Origin of the sequence: Pseudomonas sp. R3-56 (assembly GCF_051132075.1) — a bacterium.
Classification (GTDB): Bacteria; Pseudomonadota; Gammaproteobacteria; order Pseudomonadales; family Pseudomonadaceae; genus Aquipseudomonas.
Map to the genome: position 1 here is coordinate 569958 of NZ_CP071657.1, position 19887 is coordinate 589844.

Here is a 19887-nt window from a genome sequence, read left to right on the forward strand (position 1 = left end):
CTCGCTCCCATCTGCAAACCGAAATAAAAACGCCCCGGATGGCCGAGGCGTTGTGTCGCGTACTAACTGCCTGCAATCATCAACGGCTGGCGAAGTACATGGTGACTTCGAAGCCGATACGCAGGTCGATATATGCGGGTTTGGACCAGGACATGGGAATACTCCTTTGGTTGGGGTGGATCGGTTTAAAGCTATACATATAGTCCACCTCCGTTCGGAGATGTTCAGATGCTCAGATGACTATGTTACTAAATCTGACAATTTGGTTCGCTGCGATTCTCTGAGAAAGCTCATTGCAGCGCCTGTAATGATCATTTGGCCGCTCGCCAGGGGTCGCCCGGGCTCGGCGCGTTGCTGAGGCAATAACGTCCACCCAGCGCGTCGATCAAGCGGCGCGCGGCATCCACCAGGTCTTTGCGCTGCATGCCCAGGATGGCATCGGCCAGTCGCTCAGGGAAGTCTGCCGGGTGGCCGGCCAGTTTTCCTTGCCAGAGTAGCTCGGCCGCCTGGGCGCAGGGCAACGCGGCGATTTGCATCTGACTGGCCAGGGCTTGTTGTTGGCTGGCCAGGGTTGCATCGTCGGTTTGCTCGATCACGGCGGGGAGCTCGGTCAGAAACTGCTCCATATGGCTGACCAACTGCGCGGCCGACGTCTCGGGCGATTGCGCACCCAGCAACAAGCCGGTCCATCCATCGATTTGCTTCAAGCCACTGAACACCGCATAACCTAACTGCAGCTCGACCCTCAAGCGCTGGTAATACGGGGTCTGGCACAAATGAGCCAGCAATCGCCAGGCAGCTTCGTCGGGCAAGTCCAACGTGGGCGAGGGGCAAAACAGCAACACGGCGTGTTCGTCGCCATGGGTCTCGAGGGTGCGCCAGATCCGTCCTGGTGAAGGCGTCGCTGCTGGCGCCGTCGCCTCGCGGGCCACGCCAGGAATTCGAGCTAATAACGGGCCCACAGCCGCTTGGGAAGCAGCCGACAGACCGATGGCCAGGCCGTCCCAGCGGGCGCCCGCCCAGACGTCTTGTTCGCTGCCGGGCGGTGGCAGCTCTGCATGCCGCAGGTTCTGCTGATAGTGATCCGGCAATTCCCGCAGCAAACGTCGAATCGGCATCAGGGGCGTTTCGCTCCTGGCCTGAACGGGTGGCAGCGGCTCCTCCAGCTTCGTCAGCAGGTGCTCAAGCACCAACGGCATCGGTGCTTGCAAACCGACCAGCTTCAGCAGCCATCGGTCATTACAGATTTCGAAAGTGATGTCCACGCCTGCCTGCCGGGCGTCCTCGCACACATCCGCCAGGTGCCGATCGAGTCTGGGTTGAAAATCCAGCGGTACCCGGGTCTCCAGTTGCCAGCGCACATACACCGCACTTTCCCGAGAGTCCGGCAATGCCTGGCTGAACTGCATGGGCGAGCGTTCCCGCCGGCCCCGGCTGCGGTCTTGTGCGAACGTGCGCAGACCACGGTGGGCGCTGGTCTGGCCGCGTATCAAACCGGCGCGGGGCGGCTCGCTTGGCGCTTGCAGGAACGGGTTGGGCGAGGGCAGTTGCCATTGTTCGGCGACCGGATTCGCAGGGTGCAGTTGTTTGAGGATTTCTCGAATCCGCATCAAGTCGTTTTCCGCTAGAGCCCCGGCACATCCTTCGCCGTCCCAACGCGCCAGTTGCAGGGCGGTTGCCGTTTCCTGACGGCGCTGCAGCAGGGCGTTGAATTCCTGGCGCAAGGGAGCCCAGTCGTCATGGGCGGTAAAGAACCCCAGCCAGTCGCGCAGCAACGGCTCGATAGCCGACGGTACCTGGCCGCTGTCGAGCTTGAGCTCGATGTGCAGCAGTGCCTGACCGGCAAATTCATACAGCGGCGAAGCCTTGAGGCTGTCGGCGAGACCGCGTTGGCGCAACGTCGCAAGCAAGCCGCCCGGTTTGCTGGAGTTCAGCCAGTGACACAGGAAAGCCAATGCTTGAGGCGAGGCGCCAGGCAAGTGTTCGAGGGCGAAGAGCAAGTCGAGGCAGCCTTCCCGGACCTGTTGATAAGCGATGCCTGGCGCCGTCATTAGCCTCGGCGGCGATTGCCTGGTCGCCGCTTTTCCGATGGGCATGCTTGTATCGAATTGATCGGCCAGCGCCTTCATGGCTTCGAGGCTTTGCGGGCCGGCGAGGCTCAAGGTCATCTGACCGCTCTGGTAGAAACGCTGATGGAAACCGCGCAGCGCCGTTTGAAATTCAGGCTGTGGTACAGCGAGGCTGTCGCGATTGCCAGCGTGAAAGCCCCGCAGCGGATGAGCCGCCGACAATCCATCATACAGGGCAACCTGGCGCTGGGCGGCGGCGTCCCCGGACCAGGCGATGAATTCGGCGTGCAGCACTTCCCGCTCGCGTAACTGGTCGGCTTCATCCAGTCGGGGATGAGCGAGCATGTCTGCCAGACGCTCCAACCCGTCGGCCAGGGCGGCAGGCGGCAGCTCGATGAAAAAGTCCGTGGTGCGCTCGCTGGTACGCGCGTTGACTTGCCCACCGTGGTCCCGCACGTAGGCCATCAGGTTCTGCCCGCTGGGAAAACGTTCTGTCCCGAGGAAAAAAAGATGTTCGAGAAAATGCGCGAGGCCCGGCCAGGCCTCGGGCGCATCATGGCTGCCGGCCGCCACCCGCAACACCGCAGCGCTGCGCTTGAGGTCGGGTGCATGGCGCAACGTCACTTGCAGGCCGTTGGCCAGGGTTTCGGTATGGGGGCGGAGGGAATCGGGGGCCGGCATGAGCGCTTCCAGGACAAGGATGTGCTCATGCTAGCGGATTAGCCCGGATCAGTGTTTATGCAAGTCGCCGTAGAGCGTCGGGCGACGGTCGTGCAGGTAGTTGTAGGCCGCGCGTGAGTCATTCATCAACTGTCGATCCAGTTCGCCGACGATCAACGCCTCGTCCAGCCCCGCCAAGGCCGGGCGGCTGCCGTCCGGGGCGGCGATGCTGCTCTGGCCGCAATAGCGCAATTCACCTTCGTGGCCGCAGTAGTTGGCGTAGGCCACGAAACACTGGTTTTCAATGGCCCGTGCCCGCACGGTGACGTCGGCGATGAACTCGTAGGGCTGCATGTTGGCGGTCGGCACCAGGATCAGCTCGGCACCGGCCAAGGCCAGCCGGCGGGCGTTCTCCGGGAATTCCAGGTCATAGCAGATCAGGAAGCCGAGCTTCCAGCCGTTGAGCTCGACAATGGGCAGCGTCGCATTCCCGGCGCTGAACATCGTATGGTCGAGGTCGCCGAACAGGTGGCTCTTGCGATAGTTGGCGAGGCGTTCGCCTTGGGCATCGATCAGTTGCACGGCGTTGTAGATCTGTCCGTCTTCGCTGCGTTCGGGGTAGCCATAGAGAATCGCCAGGCCGGCCGCCTTGGCGATGCGGCCAATCTGCTGGGCCCATTCGCCGTTGTAGACCTCGGCCAGTACATTCACCGCATCGACGCCGATGTTATAGCCGGTCAGGAACATCTCCGGCAGCACCAATATGTCAGCGCCTCGGGCCTCCAGCGCGACTTGGTGCAGGCGCTGCAGGTTGCCGGCCGGATCCATTGGCAGCGGTGGACATTGGTAGAGGGCTACGCGCATCGACAACTCCTTTTATTCGGGCAGGGCGATCGGACCGATTTCGTCGAACACATCCCCTGGACCCGGGTTCTCGGCATGGGTTTTACCGCCGAAGTGTTTCATGATTCCCCACACGGCATTGAGCGAGGTCTGGACCGCGCCTTCAACCCAGGCGGGTGTCCATGAGACGTCGTCGCCGGCGATAAAGATCCCTTTTTGTTCGGCCGGCATGTCGTCCTGCATGAAATGCGCGTACATGCGCTGGTTGTAACGATAGTGGCCGGGTAGCGCGCCCTTGAAGGCGCCGAGGAAATACGGGTCGGCTTCCCAGGACACGGTGATCGGTTCGCCAATGATCCGCGCGGCGATGTCTACCTTCGGGTAGATTTTCTTCAGGGCATCCAGGGCCAGCTTGACGCGTTTTTCCACCGGGTACGGGAGCATTTTCAGTGCATCGCTCATCCAGGAATACGACAGGCAAATGACCCCCGGCTTGTTGTCGCCGTTGTCGAACAGGTAGGTGCCTCGGGTCAGGCGATCGGTGAGGGTCATGCTCATCAGGTCGCGGCCGGTTTCCGGGGCCTTGTCCTTCCAGAACGGCCGGTCGACCATCACGAAGGTCTTTGACGATTGCATGTAGCGGGTGCGATCCAGGGCCATCCACATTTTTTGCGAGAACAGCGCTTCTTCACACTCGATCTGGGTGGTCAGCAGCCAGGTCTGGCAGGTGACCAGCACGGCGGCGTATTCGCGCGTGTCGCCCCAGACGTCGGTCACGCTGAATCGGCCGTCGTCGGCGCGAGCGATACGCTTCACCCCGCTGCGTGGCGCGCCCAGGTGCAACGAATTCAGGCTGGTGCCCTCCGGCCAATGCACACAACGCTCCGGCACGTGCCTCCAGATTCCCTGCGGCACCTGTTCCACGCCGCCAACCACCAGGTGCTGATGGTCGTCGCAATTGGTCATCACCACGCGAAAGATTTCCAGCATCGAGTTGGGGAAGTCCGAGTCCCAGCCGCCCGTGCCGAAGCCGACCTGGCCGAACACTTCGCGGTGCTGGAAAGACAGCTTGGCGAATGCCTTGGAGGTGGCGACGAAATCGTAGAATGTGCGGTCATCCCACAGCGGTACCAGGGTGTTCCACAGCTCTTTGAGACGCGGCACGTCGCGCTCGCGGATCGCCTGCTGGATCTCGCTGAAACGCGAGCCATCCTCCAGGGCATCGGCCCAGGCGTCAGCGACTTCCTGGAACAGCGCAGGGAGGTCGGCCATTTTTTCGGCGTAGTAAGTCTGCCCTTCCAGGTCGATGACGGTGCTGCCCGAGGCCGAGGTCAGTGGGTTGGGGAACGGTTTGGTCTCCAGGCCCAGTTTGTCGACGTAGTGGTAGAACGCCGTGGACGACACCGGAAAACGCATGCCACCGAGCTCGGCAACGATGCCTTCGGCGCCGTTGAACGCTTGGGAGCGCAGACGTCCGCCCATCTTCGACGCCTCGTACACCACCGGTTTGAGGCCCAGCTTCATCAATTCGTAAGCGGCTACGAGACCGGCGATCCCCGCGCCGACGATCGCCACTTCAGCCCCGTGGTTGTGCTCGGGAATGACCCCCAGGCCGGCCGGGTGCTCGATCCAGTCGTCAAAGGCGAAAGGAAAGTCCGGCCCGAAAATGGTGATGGGCTTCTTGCCGTCTGCTGGGTGGCGATTGTGCTTGTTCATGGCTGACCTTGATGGGCGACTCGACGCGGCGTTCGCGTCTGAGTATAGGAAAGATGCCAGCCATTCTAGAGAGGGTGAAACACGTTAATAAGACGCAATGTGTCGTCGTTTTGCGTAGTTTCAAGTCATTTTGTAATGTAGTCGAGTCGTAATGACGAAGTATGATCCTGTGGGAGCGAGCCTGCTCGCGAATGCGGTGGGCCAGTGGGAACAGTTCGTTCTGACAACCGCTTCGCGAGCAGGCTCGCTCCCACAGGATAAGGTGCAAGGCTTCAGACCGGCTGGCCCCGATCGATCTTGCTGCTGAGAATGATCGACGTGGTAGTTTTCTCCACCCCGTCCACGCTGCCGATCTGGTCGAGCAACTGATCCAGCTGTTCCGGCGAATCGGTGCGCAGCCACGCCACATAATCAAATTCGCCGCTGACCGCGCACAACTGCTGGACCTGGGCCATGGCGCTCAAGCGTCGCAATACCTCTTTACCGGAGCGTGGCTGCACCTTGATGCCGACATAGGCCTGCAGACCGCCATCGATCACCCGCTGGCCAAGACGCACGCCGTACCCAGTGATCACCTTGGCTTTCTCCAGTCGAGCCAGGCGCGAAGTCACGGTGGTGCGGGCAACTCCCAATTGCCGGGCGAGCATGGCGACGCTTTCCCGCGCGTTGATTTGCAGGGCCGCGATCAACTGGCGGTCGATTTCGTCGAGGACGGGGGGGCGGATCTCAGTCAAGGTTGGCTCCGGCGCGGGCATCAATGGCGGGCATGTTACAGGTTCCCTCGCTCGAAATAGCCAGTGGCAGGTAAAGCCAGCGCCCGCCAGGCGGCTGCCAGGTGCGCCTGGGAAGACCTGAGCCAGACACCTTCCTGGCAGATCAGTTGCTCAGTGGGCAACTGCAGCAGAGCGTCCAGTGAGAACGACTGCACCGAACCCTGATCCTCGTCGGCTTCGGTCTCCCAGTCGCGCTCGAAACAGCGTATCCGTAGCTGCTCTTCCGCGAAGCTTTCCAATAATGGTCGGTTGCCCAGCCATTGCGGATGTATGCGCAGCGTGTGCTCCCGGACATCAAGAAGCAGCAGTTGCCAACCGCGGTAACTGCCACACAGTTCCGTGACATCGGTCGCCATGCAGGTCAGGGCCAGGTAGCGGCTGTCCGCCGACCAGATCATCGAGGGCGCCAGATCGACCAACGCGCAGCCTGAGGCTGTCAGCAAATGCCCGCCGAGACGGGGCGTACCGGTACGCACCCAGCTGTCGGCGTATTCCGTCTCGCTGCCAAACAGCCAGGCGGCATCCTGATCATTCGGCGCGGGCTGGATGAAATCTCCCTCGGCAGTGGCCGCTTGCGGGCCAGCCACCAGACGCCAAGGCGGGACGGCTTTGAGCTGCGAGTCTGTCGGCTGCAACTGCACAGTGTTGTAGAACAGCCGGGATTGCTCGTTGGGACGGAAGAACGACGCGTCGCCGCCAACCTCTGGCGCGGCGATGTTGAAACGTTGCAACGGGCTGCTTTCCCCCTCTTGATCAAGACGGCCCTGGATCACTGCCAGATTCAATCGACCATCGCGGAAATCCAGTATCCGTTCCACCCACATGGGCGGCCCTTCCAGCAGACGTTGCTCCTGCACATCCGCCACCAGCGCATGGCTGGTGACTGTCGTTGAGTTTTCAAAGGGCAGCAGCGCCAGATAGCGTCCACAATCGGAAACCCGATGGTCCAGCAGCCAAGCCCCCGGCAACGACCAGTCGCCGATCCGGCAGCGATAGCCACCCAGGCCTTGGGGATTGTCACCGAGCCAGGTCAGGACAGCGCGCACATCGCCTTGCAACGGTTGCGTCTCGACGCACGAGTCGCCTCGCCGCCCCGTGCTGTCCAGCGGCAGCATGATCGCCATGCGGGTCAGCTTGAACTCACCGACCTGCACGCGACCTTGAGCGTCATGACCGGTCTGGGTCTCGGTATCGCCGTGGATACTCTCCAGGCGGTAGCCATAACGGCCGGCGCCTGGTCGCGGATAATCGAGATACGAGCCGATACGGACATGGCTCGCATCAAGGCTCAATAATTCATGCCAATAAAAGGACGGCTCCGCGTCGCTCTTCACCCACGGCGAGGGCAGGGCGCGCCAGCCATGATCCGCTTGCCACAACCAGTACTGATTGCCATCCGCCTCGTTGGCCTGCTCCCGGGCCAGACAGACCAGGGCGCGGTTATCGCCGCTCCAGACCAGTGGCGCATCGGCTGCCATGACCAGGCCCGATGGTTGACCATTGAGGCTGATGGCGTAGCGCGGCGAATACAGTGGCTCCAATGGCTGGGCCAGATCGCGAAAGGTCTTGGGCAACAAGATGTCGCCCTGCAGGATTTGCCCGCCATCAATGGAAGCCCGTTCGAAGCTGCGCGCAACACTGTCCGGATTCCAGCCAGGCTCCAGCCAAAGGTCCGCAAACGGGATCAGCTCGGCTACTTCGGCGGCCTGCAACAGTTCATCCAGTCGGGCCTGACGAACGCTGTTGTCGACCAAGGGGCTATGGCGGCCGCTCAGTTGATCCAGGTCCAGGGCATCCAGCTCCCAGAACTCGGTTTCGGCACAGCGGTACAGCTTGCGTTGCTCCCGGTCGAGCACGACCAGTCCCCATTCCTGGCGTGACGGTACCGGCGCGGCGAAATAGCGACCGTCGCTGGAGAACACCGCCGAGGAGCCAAGGCCTTGCAAGAGCACGCCATCAGGAAACAGATAATCGCAATGAACGGGGCCGCCCATGGCAATTTCGCTGTGGTTGAACACCCGGATCGGCTCGCCCTCGGGCGTCAGCAGCGGCTCGTTTGTGCCCCAGGCACTCGGTCCTTGGCCCGCAGAGGAGACCGGCGCCAACCCAAGGCGGCGCTCCCACTTGCTCACGCAGGCGAGCCCGCCAACGATGGCGACGATCGCCACCAGAATTCCCCACCACTCAGGCAATGCTCGTCCCAGACTGAAACCCAGGCCAAACACCGCGCCGACAGTCAGCCGGGCAATGCCCCGACCCGCCGCCAAAAAGCCCAGCCGCGCGGCAAGACCCATCAGCAAACCGAGCAACACCACCGCCAGCAAGGCCAGCGGCGGCGGCAGTATCGTTACAAAAAAGGCTGGCACCACCAGGATGCCGAGTTGCCAGAAGAGTTCGAGGAACAGGCGGGGAAGGCTGGGGCTGGCGATGATGGGCGTCTCGGCGGGGTATTGGAAATCTGATTGTAAGTGAGCGGACGTTAAAAAAGACAAAGTCCCGCCGCTCGTTGTTTTGATTATTTGGCGTGTTTGGTATACGTTACATCTCAATAATTTTGTCGCGTATACGAAACATGGATTACTCCCTCATTACTACCCGGCTCGGCGTACAGGTCAGGCAACGCCGTTCAAATCGCGGGCTGACCCAAGCTAGTCTGGCCGCCTTGGCCGGCATCCCCCGGCAGAAGGTGATTGCCATCGAGAAAGGTGACATGTCGGTAAGCATGGCCGCTTATGCGCGAGTCCTGGGAGCACTGGATTGCGAGTTGGCCGTGATACCGGCGGCGATGCCGACACTGGATGAAATTGAAGGGGTATTCGACTGATGGCAGCTGTGTTGCAGGTGGCAACTCCTGAAGGTACCAGCGGAAGGATCGTTGGCGGTGCCGGGGATTACCGGTTCCGTTATCACGACGAGGCGAAGGCCCAGGCTGCAATAAGCCTGCTCATGCCTGTGCGCCTGGATGAGTATCGTCATAGGGAGCTGCACCCGATCTTTCAAATGAATCTGCCCGAAGGGTACGTTTTAGAGCAGTTGCGCAACCGCCTGGCCAAGGTAGCTGATGTCGATCCCATGCTGCTCCTTGCGTTGTCGGGCAGCAGTTCGCCCATCGGGCGGGTAGTAGTGAGTTCCCCTGAAGTCGATGCGTTATTGCAGCGTCAACAATTTCCAGGAGAAAAGCTGGAAGAAATCCTGGCGTGGGACGGTGCCGAGGATATTTTTACCGGCCTCGTCGATCGCTATATCCTGCGGGCGGGGATTTCGGGCGTGCAGCCTAAGGTTCTTGTGCCCGAACAGGAGGCTTCTGCACCTCAGCGATTCACTTCAAAAACCTCCGATCTGATTATCAAGAGCGGTCGGGAGGAACTTCCGGGACTCGCAATCAACGAGTTTCTCTGTATGTCCGTTGCCAGGGAGGCCGGGATTGCGGTACCGGAGTTCTTTCTTTCCAAAAACGCCAAACTGTTCGTCATGCGTCGTTTCGACCGGGACAGCCAACTCAATCCCATCGGTTTTGAGGACATGGCTGCGCTGATGGGGCTCGCCGCGCAGCAGAAATACAGCAAAAGCTACTCGGCAATCGCCAAGGCGATTCGACTTTACTGTTCCCCCGAGCAAGTCAAGGATTCCCTGGCTCAACTGTTTGCCGTGGTGGCTTTAAGCTGCATCGTAGGTAACGGTGACGCCCATCTCAAGAACTTCGGATTGCTCTACACGAACCCTACCCAGCGCGACGCCCGGCTGGCTCCGGCGTACGACATCGTTAATACCACCGCTTACATCCCGGAAGACGTGCTGGCCCTTGATCTCGCCGGCAACAAATCGCTATTCGCTTCTCGACAGGGTCTGCTGGACTTTGCTCAGGTGTGTGATGTTGCTCAGCCAGAAGAGGTAATCCGCTTGCAACTGCAAGCGCTGGAACGAGTAGTGGCTCGCTCAACCGAGCTTGGTGAGCAGGCCCCGCATGTAGTGGCGGCGATCAAGCAGTGTGCGGAGCCGTTCTTGAGAACCTTTGGATAGGTGCAGCGCTTGCGCCAAGAAACACAAAAGCCGCGCAATGCGCGGCTTTCGATTTGGTGGGCCCACACGGACTCGAACCGTGGACCAAAGGATTATGAGTCCTCTGCTCTAACCAACTGAGCTATAGGCCCTCAGTAGGCCGCGGATTATAGCGACGGTTTCTCGGCTGTGCTATCCGAAAAATCCGATACGGTCACATGCAGAAACGTCGCGGCAAATTCCGCGGCGCACAGGGGCAGGCTGACGATGTAACCCTGGATCTGCTCGCAGCCTTCCTCGGCGAGAAATTGCTGTTGGGCGAGGGTTTCGACGCCCTCGGCGATGATGCTGAATTGCATGCTCCGGCCCAAGGCGATGATTGCCCGCACGATGGCCACATCGTGGGGGTCGTCAGGCAGGCCGCGGACGAAAGACTGGTCGATTTTCAGGATGTCCAGCGGCAGGCGCTTGAGGTAGCTCAGCGAGGAATAGCCGGTACCGAAGTCGTCGATGGCCAGTTGCACGCCGAGTTTTTTCAGTTGATACAGTACCGTCAGGGCCTCTTCGGCCTGGCTCATGATGAAGTTTTCGGTAATCTCCAGTTGCAACAAACCAGGCTCAAGGTGGTTTTCCCGCAGCAACTGTTCGATCCGACCCAGCAGGTTGGGTTGGCGCAATTGGGCACCGGCCAGGTTGACCGACAGCGGCCCGAGGCTTTCGTGACAGCTGTTCCATGCGTGCAGTTGCCGGCAGGCGTTTTCCAGTACCCAATCGCCGATTTGCAGGATCATGCCGTTTTCTTCGGCCAGGGGGATGAAATGCTCCGGCGGTACGTCGCCAAAGGTCGGATGGGTCCAGCGAATCAGCGCCTCGGCGCCCACCAGCCGGTTGTCGATGAGGCTGATTTTCGGCTGGAACGACAACGACAGTTCGTTGCGCTCGATCGCCCGACGCAGCTCGTGTTCCAGTGCCACGCGCTCGCTGGCCTGGGCCGTGAGGTCGCGAGTGTAGCTTTCCACCCGGTTGCGACCCTTGGCCTTGGAGCGGTACATCGCCGCGTCGGCGTTTTTGACCAGCGTGGCGACATCGCAGCCATCCTGCGGATAGAGGCTGGTGCCGATGCTGGCGCTGATGAAAAACTCATGCTCGCCGGCCTGGAACGGCGCGCAGAAACAGTTCAACAGCTTCTGCGCGATGTGCTCGGCATCGCTGGGCTGCTGCAGGCCGGGCAGCAGGATGATGAATTCGTCACCGCCCAGGCGCGCCACGGTGTCGATATCACGCAGTTGCTCGCGCAGGCGCACGGCAATGCCCTTGAGCAGCAGATCGCCGACCGGGTGCCCGAGGCTGTCGTTGATGTGTTTGAAACGGTCCAGGTCCAGGAACAACACCGCGCCTTGGCCGCCATTTTCTTGCTGACTATTGAGCGCCGAGAGCAAACGGCTTTCGAACAGGGTGCGATTCGGCAGGCCCGTGAGCGGGTCGTGATGCGCCTGGTAGTCGAGTCGGGCCTGGGCGTGCTTGAGGCTTGAAATATCGGCAAAGACCGCGACGAAATGGGTGGTCTGTTGTTCCTGGTTGCGCACGGCGCTGATGGTCAGCCAGCTGGGATACAGCTCGCCATTTTTGCGTCGATTGGAGATTTCACCCTGCCAGTGGCCCTCCGCCGTCAACTGGTGCCACATCGCGGCATAAAACGCGCTGTCGTGCAGCCCGGAAGCCAGCAGCCGAGGCGTATGGCCCAGGGCTTCGGTTTCGCTATAGCCGGTGATTTCGGTAAAGGCTCGGTTCACGGCGCTGATGTGCTGTTGTGTATCGGTGATCAGTACGCCTTCGGCGGTGCTTTCGAATACGGTGGCGGCCTGCTGCAGTTTCTCCTGCATGAAGTGGCGTTCGGTGATGTCTCGGGCGATCGTCAGCATGCAGTCCTCGTTGCCGATGGGCAGCGGACGGCTGGACACCTCGCAGAGCCGTATCTGCCCGTCGTTACGACGGATATGGCAACTGAAATCCTTTACGAAACCGTCCCGCTGCAGCAGGTCGAGCATCTGCTTGCGCTCGTTGAGATTGACCCAGATTCCCAGGTCCAGGGTCGAACGATCGACCGACAGGGCGCTGTTGAAGCCGGTAATGCGGCTGAAACCGTCGTTGACTTCAATCAGCAAACCATCGCTCTGCCTGGATAGCAGCAACCCATCGGGCGAGGCGTGAAAGGCCTTGGCGAACTTCTCTTCGGAGGTCTGCAATTGTTGCTGGGTCTCCTTGAGCTGGCTGATGTCTCGCACCACCACGACCAGCGCCGGCGTGGTGTCCAGATCAAAGGGTTCGGCAGATATCAGCCCGGTGAACACTTCGCCGTTGCTGCGTTGGAAAGGCATTTCCAGATTGCGAATGCTCCCGGCCTGCAACCGCTGGAGCAGGCTTGGGCCGACGCCTTGTATGCCCCAGATGTCCAGGTCGGTAGCGCTTTTGCCGACCACCTCTGCGGCGCTGAGGCCAATCTGCTCTTCGAAGGCTTTATTGACCTCCAGCAGACAACCGTCCAGCAGGCGGGCAATCACCAGGATGTCCGGGCACTGGCGAAATACCGAGCCGAACTTCTGTTCGGAAAGGCGCAGCGCTTCCTCGGTATGCTTGGCTTCACTGATGTCGATCATCAGTCCGCGCATCAACGGTTCATGGCCATGCTTGATCAGGCTGACGATGTCCCGCACCCACAGGCAGCGACCGTCGGCGGTGATCACCCGGTAGTCGATGCAGTGATCGCGGCCGGCAAGGACTTCGTGATCGCAATATGTCTGCGCGCGGATCAGGTCCGCCGGGTGAATGATGTTGCGCCAGAACCCGGGGATGAGCCAATGGGCGAGGGGGTAGCCGAGCAATTCTTCGGCGTGAGGCGATACATAGCTGTAGGTGAAGTCGCTGACCCTGGCCTCCCAGGCAATCGCCGAAAGGCTCTCTACCAGCCCGCGATAATGGTATTCGCTGCTACGCAACTCCTGTTCCAGGTCGACGCGTCGGGCTATTTCCGAACTCAGGCGACGGTTGATGCGAATCACCACTGCCAGGATGGCGATCAACAGCAGCAGCCCGGGCAGGCCGTAAAGCAGGAGGCCTGACCAGAGCTGGCGATGGTCCCGCACGTTGCCAACCCATTTTTCCTGGATTTCGCTGATCTCCATCGGCGTCATGTCCGCCAGGACCTTGTCGAGGATGCCCACCAATATCTTGTTTTCCCGTGGGACGGCCATCGCCAACTGGTAGCGGTAGGGCGTTTCTCCGCTGACGTAGAGCCCGTCAAGCTTGAGCTGGCGCAAGCTCCACACGCTGGAGGCAAGATCGCCCACCACCGCATCGACTTCATCGGTCGCCAAGGCCTGTAGCGCCGAACTGACGTTGGGCAGCGCGACCAGGTTCAGGTCGGGGTGGTGGTTGCGCAGCAGTTCGTGGGGGGCATAGTTCTCCACCACGGCGATTTTCAGCCCGTAAAGGTCTTCGAGCTTATGGGGTCGGGGCCCGCCTTTATGGGCCAGGATCACAATTGGAAAATCGAGGTAGGGGCGAGTGAACGACAGGTAGTTCTGGCGTTCGGGGGTGGACATGATGCCCGGTAGAAGGTCGATCTTGCCCTGCACGACCTGTTCCAGCACCTCCGTCCAGCTGACGGGTTCGATGGGGGTGAGCGTGACGGCCAGTTTCTCGCGGATGATGTCGACATAGTCGGCGGCCAGGCCTTGGTAGCGGCCGTTGTCGTCGCGAAATTCGAACGGCGGCCATGACGCATCGACACCCAGGCGCAGGTCGGGGTGGTCCTTGAGCCAGCGGCGTTCTTCCTCCGTGAGCGTCAACGCGCCGGCCGTTGCGGTCCAGGTCATCAGTGACAGCAAAAGCACGGCCGTCAGTCTGGGCATCACGGTCTCGTCATGGCTGGGAAAGGATGAATCGAGTGTAGACGGACAACAGGGCGGGGGAGCAAGAAGGAAGAGTTATCTGCACATAACAAAACCCCCGGCAGGGCCGGGGGTTTGAAGGTCACTCGTCGAGAAACGAACGCAGATGCTCGCTTCGCGTCGGGTGGCGCAGTTTGCGCAACGCCTTGGCTTCGATCTGACGAATCCGCTCACGAGTCACATCGAACTGTTTACCGACTTCCTCGAGGGTGTGGTCGGTGTTCATGTCGATGCCGAAGCGCATCCGCAGTACCTTGGCTTCACGGGCAGTGAGGCCGGAAAGTACTTCGCGAGTCGCTTCCTTGAGGCTCTCAACGGTGGCGACATCAATCGGCGACTGCATGGTGGAGTCTTCGATGAAGTCACCCAGATGGGAGTCTTCGTCATCACCGATCGGGGTTTCCATGGAGATCGGCTCTTTGGCGATCTTCAATACCTTGCGGATCTTGTCCTCAGGCATTTCCATGCGTTCGCCCAGCTCTTCCGGCGTCGGTTCGCGACCCATTTCCTGCAACATCTGCCGGGAAATACGGTTGAGCTTGTTGATCGTCTCGATCATGTGCACCGGGATACGAATGGTGCGGGCCTGGTCGGCGATCGAGCGAGTGATCGCCTGACGAATCCACCAGGTGGCATAAGTCGAGAACTTGTAGCCGCGACGGTATTCGAACTTGTCCACCGCCTTCATCAGGCCGATGTTGCCTTCCTGGATCAGATCGAGGAATTGCAGGCCACGGTTGGTGTACTTCTTGGCGATCGAGATCACCAGACGCAAGTTCGCTTCGACCATCTCTTTCTTCGCGCGACGGGCCTTGGCCTCGCCGATCGACATGCGACGGTTGATGTCCTTGATTTCAGCGATGCTCAGGCCAGTCTCGGCCTCCAGCGCGCTCAGCTTCTGCTGGCAACGAATGATGTCCGGTTGCAGGCGGCCAATCGCTTCGGCGTATTTGCTCTTGCCTTTGGCCAGTGCATCGGTCCAGCTTTCGTCGACTTCATGGCCAGGGAACTGGCGCAGGAAATCTGCACGCGGCATGCGGGCGTCACGCACACACAGTTGCATGATCGCACGCTCTTGCTGACGCAGACGATCCAGGGCACTGCGAACACGCTCGACCAGGCCTTCGAACTGCTTGGGCACCAGCTTGATCGGCATGAACAGCTCAGCCAGCGCCAACAGTTCGGCAATTGCCTGCTTGTTGTTGCGACCGTGCTTTTTCAGCGCCTTGCGGGTGATCTCCATCTGGTCGGCCACGGCGCCAAAACGCTGGGCGGCGATGACCGGGTCCGGACCGCTTTCGGCTTCTTCTTCGTCGTCGCTGGCTTCGGCGTCGTCATCGTCGGTCTCATCGTCGGCCTTGACGGCTTTCGGGTCGACCAGCGGCGGCACTTCGGCGGCAGGCGGCGCGATGCCGTCGTCCGGGTCGATGTAACCGCTCAGGACGTCAGACAGGCGCCCACCTTCGGTGGTGACGCGGGTGTATTCGGAGAGAATATGGTCGACCGTGCCAGGGAAGTGCGCAATTGCGCCCATCACTTCACGGATGCCTTCTTCAATACGCTTGGCGATTTCAATTTCGCCTTCACGCGTGAGGAGCTCTACCGTACCCATCTCACGCATGTACATGCGCACGGGGTCGGTGGTGCGACCAATGTCGGTCTCGACCGCTGCCAACGCTGCGGCCGCTTCTTCAGCGGCCGCCTCGTCGGTATCGGCGTCGGCCAGCATAAGGGCATCCTTATCTGGAGCAACCTCGAATACGTTGATCCCCATGTCGTTGATCATGCGGATGATGTCTTCCACCTGTTCCGGATCTGAAATATCCTCCGGCAGGTGGTCGTTGACCTCCGCGTAAGTCAGGTAGCCCTGCTCACGACCCAATAGGATCAACTCTTTGATACGAGACTGCTGTTGCGCTTTTCCGGACATAACACCCTATCCACTGAAGGTCTTGGCGGGCAAAAAACAAGCCGAGGATTATACCTGAGCTGTGACCTCACGCGCCAGTTGAGGTCGGGTTTGATGCGCAAACATTGCGGCTGAGTAAGTCACGCAATTGGTTTTTCTCTTCGCTGGTCAACTCGCTCTGGCGAGCTTTGCGCAGAAGTTGTTCCAGGTTTCGCTCGCGTTGGCGGGCGGACAAGCTAGTAATGGTGTCGAAAAACTGTTGTTCAAGGTTATCTCCCTCTATCAGCCATTCCTTCTCGGCCAATGCCTTCAAAAGGCGCCCCTGCTCGGTGCCGTGCCACCGCGCGATCAACTGGAATGAGTTTAGCTTGGGGTTCTTCTGCACAGCTTCAAGGAGCGCAACCAGCAATTGTGTATTGCTGTGGTCCTCGGCGGCGAAGTGCCCGGCATCTTCTACCTTTTCAGCCAACTGCGGGTGGTGCAGCAGGGTGCGCAGGGCAGCCAGTGTTGGTGGTTCGACGGCGGCCGGCACGCGCGGGGCACGTGGCTGGTCGCGATCGCCGCGCTTGCCGGTCTTGTCCCAGGGTTTCTTGTCCCATTTCTTGCCGCCGGCACCGGGTTTCTTCGGTGTCCATTCCTGCTGCGGCGCGTAGTCCTGCTGGGTTTGATGATAGTCGGCGAAGTCGGGTATCGCGTCGTAGTCGATGCCCGGGTCATAAGCCGGCGGTGCCTCCTGGGGGGCACTGTGGGCCAGCTGGCTGACCGCTTCGCTGTTCAGCCCGGTAATTTCCGTCAGGCGTTGACGCATCAAGGTCCGCAGGTTGGCGCCGGGCACCTTGTCGATCAGCGGTGCCGCGAGCGTGGCCATATGGGCCTTGCCTTCGAGGGAGCGAGGATCGGCTTCTTCGGTCAGTTGCTGGAAAAAATAGTCGGCCAGCGGCTGTGCGTGCTGGTTGATCCGCGCACGGAACGCATCGGTGCCCTCGGAGCGCACCAGGGTGTCCGGGTCCTCGCCCTCGGGCAGGAACAGAAAACGTGCGCGCCGCCCGTCCTGCAGGCAGGGCAGCGTCGCTTCAAGCGCGCGCCAGGCGGCGTTGCGTCCGGCCTGGTCGCCGTCGAAGCAGAACAGCACGCTCGGCACGACGCGAAACAGGCGCTTCATGTGTTCTTCGCTGGTGGCCGTGCCCAGGGTCGCAACGGCGTTGCGCAAGCCTTGCTGGGCCAGGGCGATGACGTCCATGTAGCCTTCGACAACGATGATTTCATCGAGGTTGCGATTGTTCTTGCGCGCCTCGTACAGGCCGTAGAGTTCCTGACCCTTATGGAAAACCGGGGTCTCCGGGGAGTTCAGGTACTTGGGCTTGTCGTCCCCCAGCACCCGGCCGCCAAAGGCGATGATCCGCCCGCGGGTATCGCGGATCGGGAACATCACCCGGTCACGGAAGCGGTCGTAGCGCTTGCCCGTCTCGGCGTTCTCGATCAGCAGGCCGGCGTCGATCATGGCGCGTTGCTGCAGCGTATCGCTACTCAGATGTTTGTACAGGTTGTCCCAGCCCGGCGGGGCGAAGCCGAGGCCGAAGTCGCGAGCAATCTCACCGGTCAGGCCGCGGCCCTTGAGATAATCCACCGCCGCCTTGCGGGCCGGATGGCTTTTAAGTGCCTGGCGATAAAAGTCGGCTGCTGCCGTGAGCAGCGGATACAGCGGCGAATCGGTGGGTTGGCGAGGCTTGTGTTGTCGTCCGCTCTCCTCGCGAGGAATTTCCATGCCGGCGGCTTTGGCCAGTTCCTCGACGGCCTGGGGGAAATCCAGGTTGTCGTGGTCCATGATGAAGCCGAGGGCATTGCCGCCAGCGCCGCAGCCGAAGCAATAATAGAACTGCTTGTCAGGGCTGACGCTGAAGGAGGGGGTTTTTTCTTTGTGAAACGGGCAGCAGGCTGTGTAGTTCTTGCCCGCTTTCTTCATTTGCAGGCGAGAGCTGACCACGTCGACGATGTCGGTGCGGTTCAGGAGGTCGTCAATAAAGCTCTGGGGAATTAGCCCGGCCATGGCGTTCTCATCATCACTGCGCGAAATAGGAGCCCAAAATCAGCTGCGGAGTCGGTTCCTGGTCCTGAGGCACGGAAAATGGTGGCTCGACCGGGTCGTCTGCATCATTGCTGTCGGGAAGTGTATCTGCCGATTATCCACTGACGTTAATGGCTATCAGTATTCGACTGTACGAAATGTGTTGCGCTGAGTCCGGTAACGGCCGGTCAGGCCTCGGATAGCTCATGAAGCGGGCACGCAGCGGTGCCTTGGGCTGATCGTCGTTAGAGGAATCAGGGTGTGCTCGTCAGTAGCCTTGGAAGGCTCGTCAGAAGAGACGTGCACCGCTGGCAAAAGAGCCAGGTCTGACGCGATAAAGCAGATCGTCTTGGTCGCGTCTGCGACTTTGACGGTGAAGCATCAAGCGTTGTTCCGCAAATGCCATAAGCCCGGCTTGGAGGCCGGGCTTGGCAAGAAGCTTGCGACGGGCGTCTGTGTATTAGTACAGACGTACGGCGCGGCGCTGTTCGCGCTGAACTTTCTTGGCGTGACGCTTAACAGCGGCTGCTGCTTTGCGCTTACGCTCGGAAGTCGGCTTCTCGTAGAATTCGCGGCTACGAACTTCAGCCAGAACACCGGCTTTTTCGCAGGAGCGCTTGAAACGACGCAGAGCTACGTCGAAGGGTTCGTTCTCTTTTACTTTGACGGCTGGCATCCAGAGCTACCTTCATTCATTACCGGGGTCAACATCCTCGCGGCAAAAGAGCACTTGAAGACGTCGGTTTTTAAGGGTTGCGGATGTTAACCCCTCAACGCTCGGAATGCAAAGCCTCTGATCGAAAACCGCTGGTCGGGGCACAACGCGACGACTATTATGCGCGCCTTCGAATTCAGCCTCTACAAGGCGCAACCCATGCTAGTACTGGGATTAGAAACGTCCTGCGACGAAACCGGCGTCGCCCTCTACGACAGTGAACGTGGCCTGCTGGCCGACGCGCTGTTCAGCCAGATCGACCTGCACCGCGCGTACGGCGGCGTGGTGCCGGAGCTTGCGTCACGCGATCACGTCAAGCGCATGCTGCCCTTGATCCGCCAGGTCCTGGCCGAAGGCGGCTGCGTGCCGACCGAGATCGATGCCATCGCCTACACGGCCGGGCCGGGTCTGGTGGGCGCCCTGTTGGTCGGTGCTTCCTGTGCCCAGGCGCTGGCCTTTGCCTGGGGCATTCCGGCCTTGGGCGTGCACCACATGGAGGGCCACCTGCTGGCGCCGATGCTGGAGCCGCAGCCGCCGGAGTTTCCGTTCGTCGCTTTGTTGGTGTCCGGAGGCCATACGCAGCTCGTGCGGGTCGATGGAATCGGCCAATACCAACTCATGGGCGAGTCGCTCGACGACGCCGCGGGCGAGGCTTTTGATAAAACCGCCAAGATGATGGGGCTCAATTATCCTGGCGGACCGGAAATCGCACGACTTGCCGCTCACGGCATTGAAGGGCGTTTCGTATTCCCGCGTCCAATGTGCGACCGGCCTGGACTGGATTTCAGCTTCAGTGGCCTGAAAACCTTCGCGCTGAATACCTGGCAACAATGCGTCAATGCCGGGGACGACAGTGAGCAAGCCCGTTGCGACATCTCCCTGGCGTTCCAGCAGGCCGTGGTGGAGACTTTGACGATCAAGTGCAAGCGCGCGCTGAAACAGGCTGGGCTCAAGCGCCTGGTGATTGCCGGCGGGGTGAGCGCGAACAAGGCCTTGCGGGTATCCCTGGAGAAAATGCTCGGCGATATGAAGGGCGACGTTTACTACGCTCGGCCGGAGTTCTGCACAGATAACGGCGCAATGATCGCTTTTGCCGGTTGCCAGCGCCTGCAAGCGGGGCAGCAGGAAAGCCTGGCGATCAGCGTGCAGGCGCGCTGGCCCATGGAGCAACTTTCACCGCTGTGAGGC

At 60.7% G+C, this 19887-nt stretch carries 13 protein-coding genes and 1 tRNA gene; 3 read left to right on the top strand and 11 right to left on the bottom strand.

All coding sequences use genetic code 11. The annotated features are described in order from the left end of the window. Positions 1–79: 79 nt before the first annotated feature. From pqqA to J3P96_RS02700, 6 genes are all read right to left on the bottom strand, one after another. Positions 80–154, bottom strand: coding sequence for a pyrroloquinoline quinone precursor peptide PqqA (gene pqqA / locus J3P96_RS02675; RefSeq protein WP_003177660.1), 75 nt, complete (start codon positions 152–154; stop codon positions 80–82). Between the two features lie 157 nt (positions 155–311). Next, positions 312–2750 carry a pyrroloquinoline quinone biosynthesis protein PqqF gene (gene pqqF, locus J3P96_RS02680; protein WP_434655188.1) on the bottom strand — a complete coding sequence of 813 codons (2439 nt, stop codon included), beginning with the start codon at positions 2748–2750 and terminating at the stop codon, positions 312–314. A gap of 48 nt (positions 2751–2798) precedes the next feature. Beyond that, positions 2799–3593: a carbon-nitrogen hydrolase family protein gene (locus J3P96_RS02685; protein ID WP_434655190.1), complete on the bottom strand. Its 795-nt coding sequence runs from the start codon at positions 3591–3593 to the stop codon at positions 2799–2801. Positions 3594–3605: 12 nt separating this feature from the next. After that, positions 3606–5288, bottom strand: a complete 1683-nt coding sequence (locus J3P96_RS02690; RefSeq protein WP_434655191.1) for a flavin monoamine oxidase family protein — start codon at positions 5286–5288, stop codon at positions 3606–3608. A 272-nt stretch (positions 5289–5560) separates the two neighbouring features. Continuing rightward, the gene (locus J3P96_RS02695) at positions 5561–6022 is read right to left on the bottom strand and encodes an Lrp/AsnC family transcriptional regulator (protein ID WP_434655192.1); all 462 of its coding nucleotides are present in this window, start codon (positions 6020–6022) and stop codon (positions 5561–5563) included. Between the two features lie 35 nt (positions 6023–6057). Further along, complete coding sequence (locus J3P96_RS02700) at positions 6058–8493, bottom strand: hypothetical protein (protein ID WP_434658072.1); 2436 nt, start codon at positions 8491–8493, stop codon at positions 6058–6060. Between the two features lie 140 nt (positions 8494–8633). Here J3P96_RS02700 and J3P96_RS02705 point away from each other — a divergent pair, with 140 nt between their 5' ends. Both J3P96_RS02705 and J3P96_RS02710 read left to right on the top strand, forming a co-directional pair. Next, the gene (locus J3P96_RS02705) at positions 8634–8885 is read left to right on the top strand and encodes a helix-turn-helix domain-containing protein (protein WP_434655195.1); all 252 of its coding nucleotides are present in this window, start codon (positions 8634–8636) and stop codon (positions 8883–8885) included. Further along, on the top strand, positions 8885–10081 hold the full coding sequence (locus tag J3P96_RS02710; RefSeq protein WP_434655197.1) for a type II toxin-antitoxin system HipA family toxin: 1197 nt from the start codon (positions 8885–8887) through the stop codon (positions 10079–10081). The genes J3P96_RS02705 and J3P96_RS02710 overlap by 1 nt, the downstream gene beginning before the upstream one ends. Positions 10082–10135: 54 nt before the next feature. Here the strand turns inward: J3P96_RS02710 and J3P96_RS02715 are convergent. The 5 genes from J3P96_RS02715 to rpsU form a co-directional block, all read right to left on the bottom strand. After that, positions 10136–10212, bottom strand: a tRNA-Ile gene (locus J3P96_RS02715). Positions 10213–10227: 15 nt separating this feature from the next. After that, complete coding sequence (locus tag J3P96_RS02720; RefSeq protein WP_434655201.1) at positions 10228–13971, bottom strand: bifunctional diguanylate cyclase/phosphodiesterase; 3744 nt, start codon at positions 13969–13971, stop codon at positions 10228–10230. Positions 13972–14092: 121 nt separating this feature from the next. Further along, entirely contained in the window at positions 14093–15940 is a 1848-nt protein-coding gene (rpoD, locus tag J3P96_RS02725) for an RNA polymerase sigma factor RpoD (protein ID WP_434571396.1), read from the bottom strand. A gap of 67 nt (positions 15941–16007) precedes the next feature. Then, the gene (gene dnaG / locus J3P96_RS02730; RefSeq protein ID WP_434571398.1) at positions 16008–17966 is read right to left on the bottom strand and encodes a DNA primase; all 1959 of its coding nucleotides are present in this window, start codon (positions 17964–17966) and stop codon (positions 16008–16010) included. A 478-nt stretch (positions 17967–18444) separates the two neighbouring features. Next, positions 18445–18660, bottom strand: coding sequence for a 30S ribosomal protein S21 (gene rpsU / locus J3P96_RS02735; RefSeq protein ID WP_002551877.1), 216 nt, complete (start codon positions 18658–18660; stop codon positions 18445–18447). A gap of 198 nt (positions 18661–18858) precedes the next feature. On the opposite strand from rpsU, the gene tsaD reads away from it, so the two are divergent. Then, a complete protein-coding gene (gene tsaD, locus J3P96_RS02740) occupies positions 18859–19884 on the top strand; it encodes a tRNA (adenosine(37)-N6)-threonylcarbamoyltransferase complex transferase subunit TsaD (RefSeq protein ID WP_434658075.1) in 1026 nt (341 codons plus the stop codon). The last annotated feature ends 3 nt before the right edge of the window (positions 19885–19887 follow it).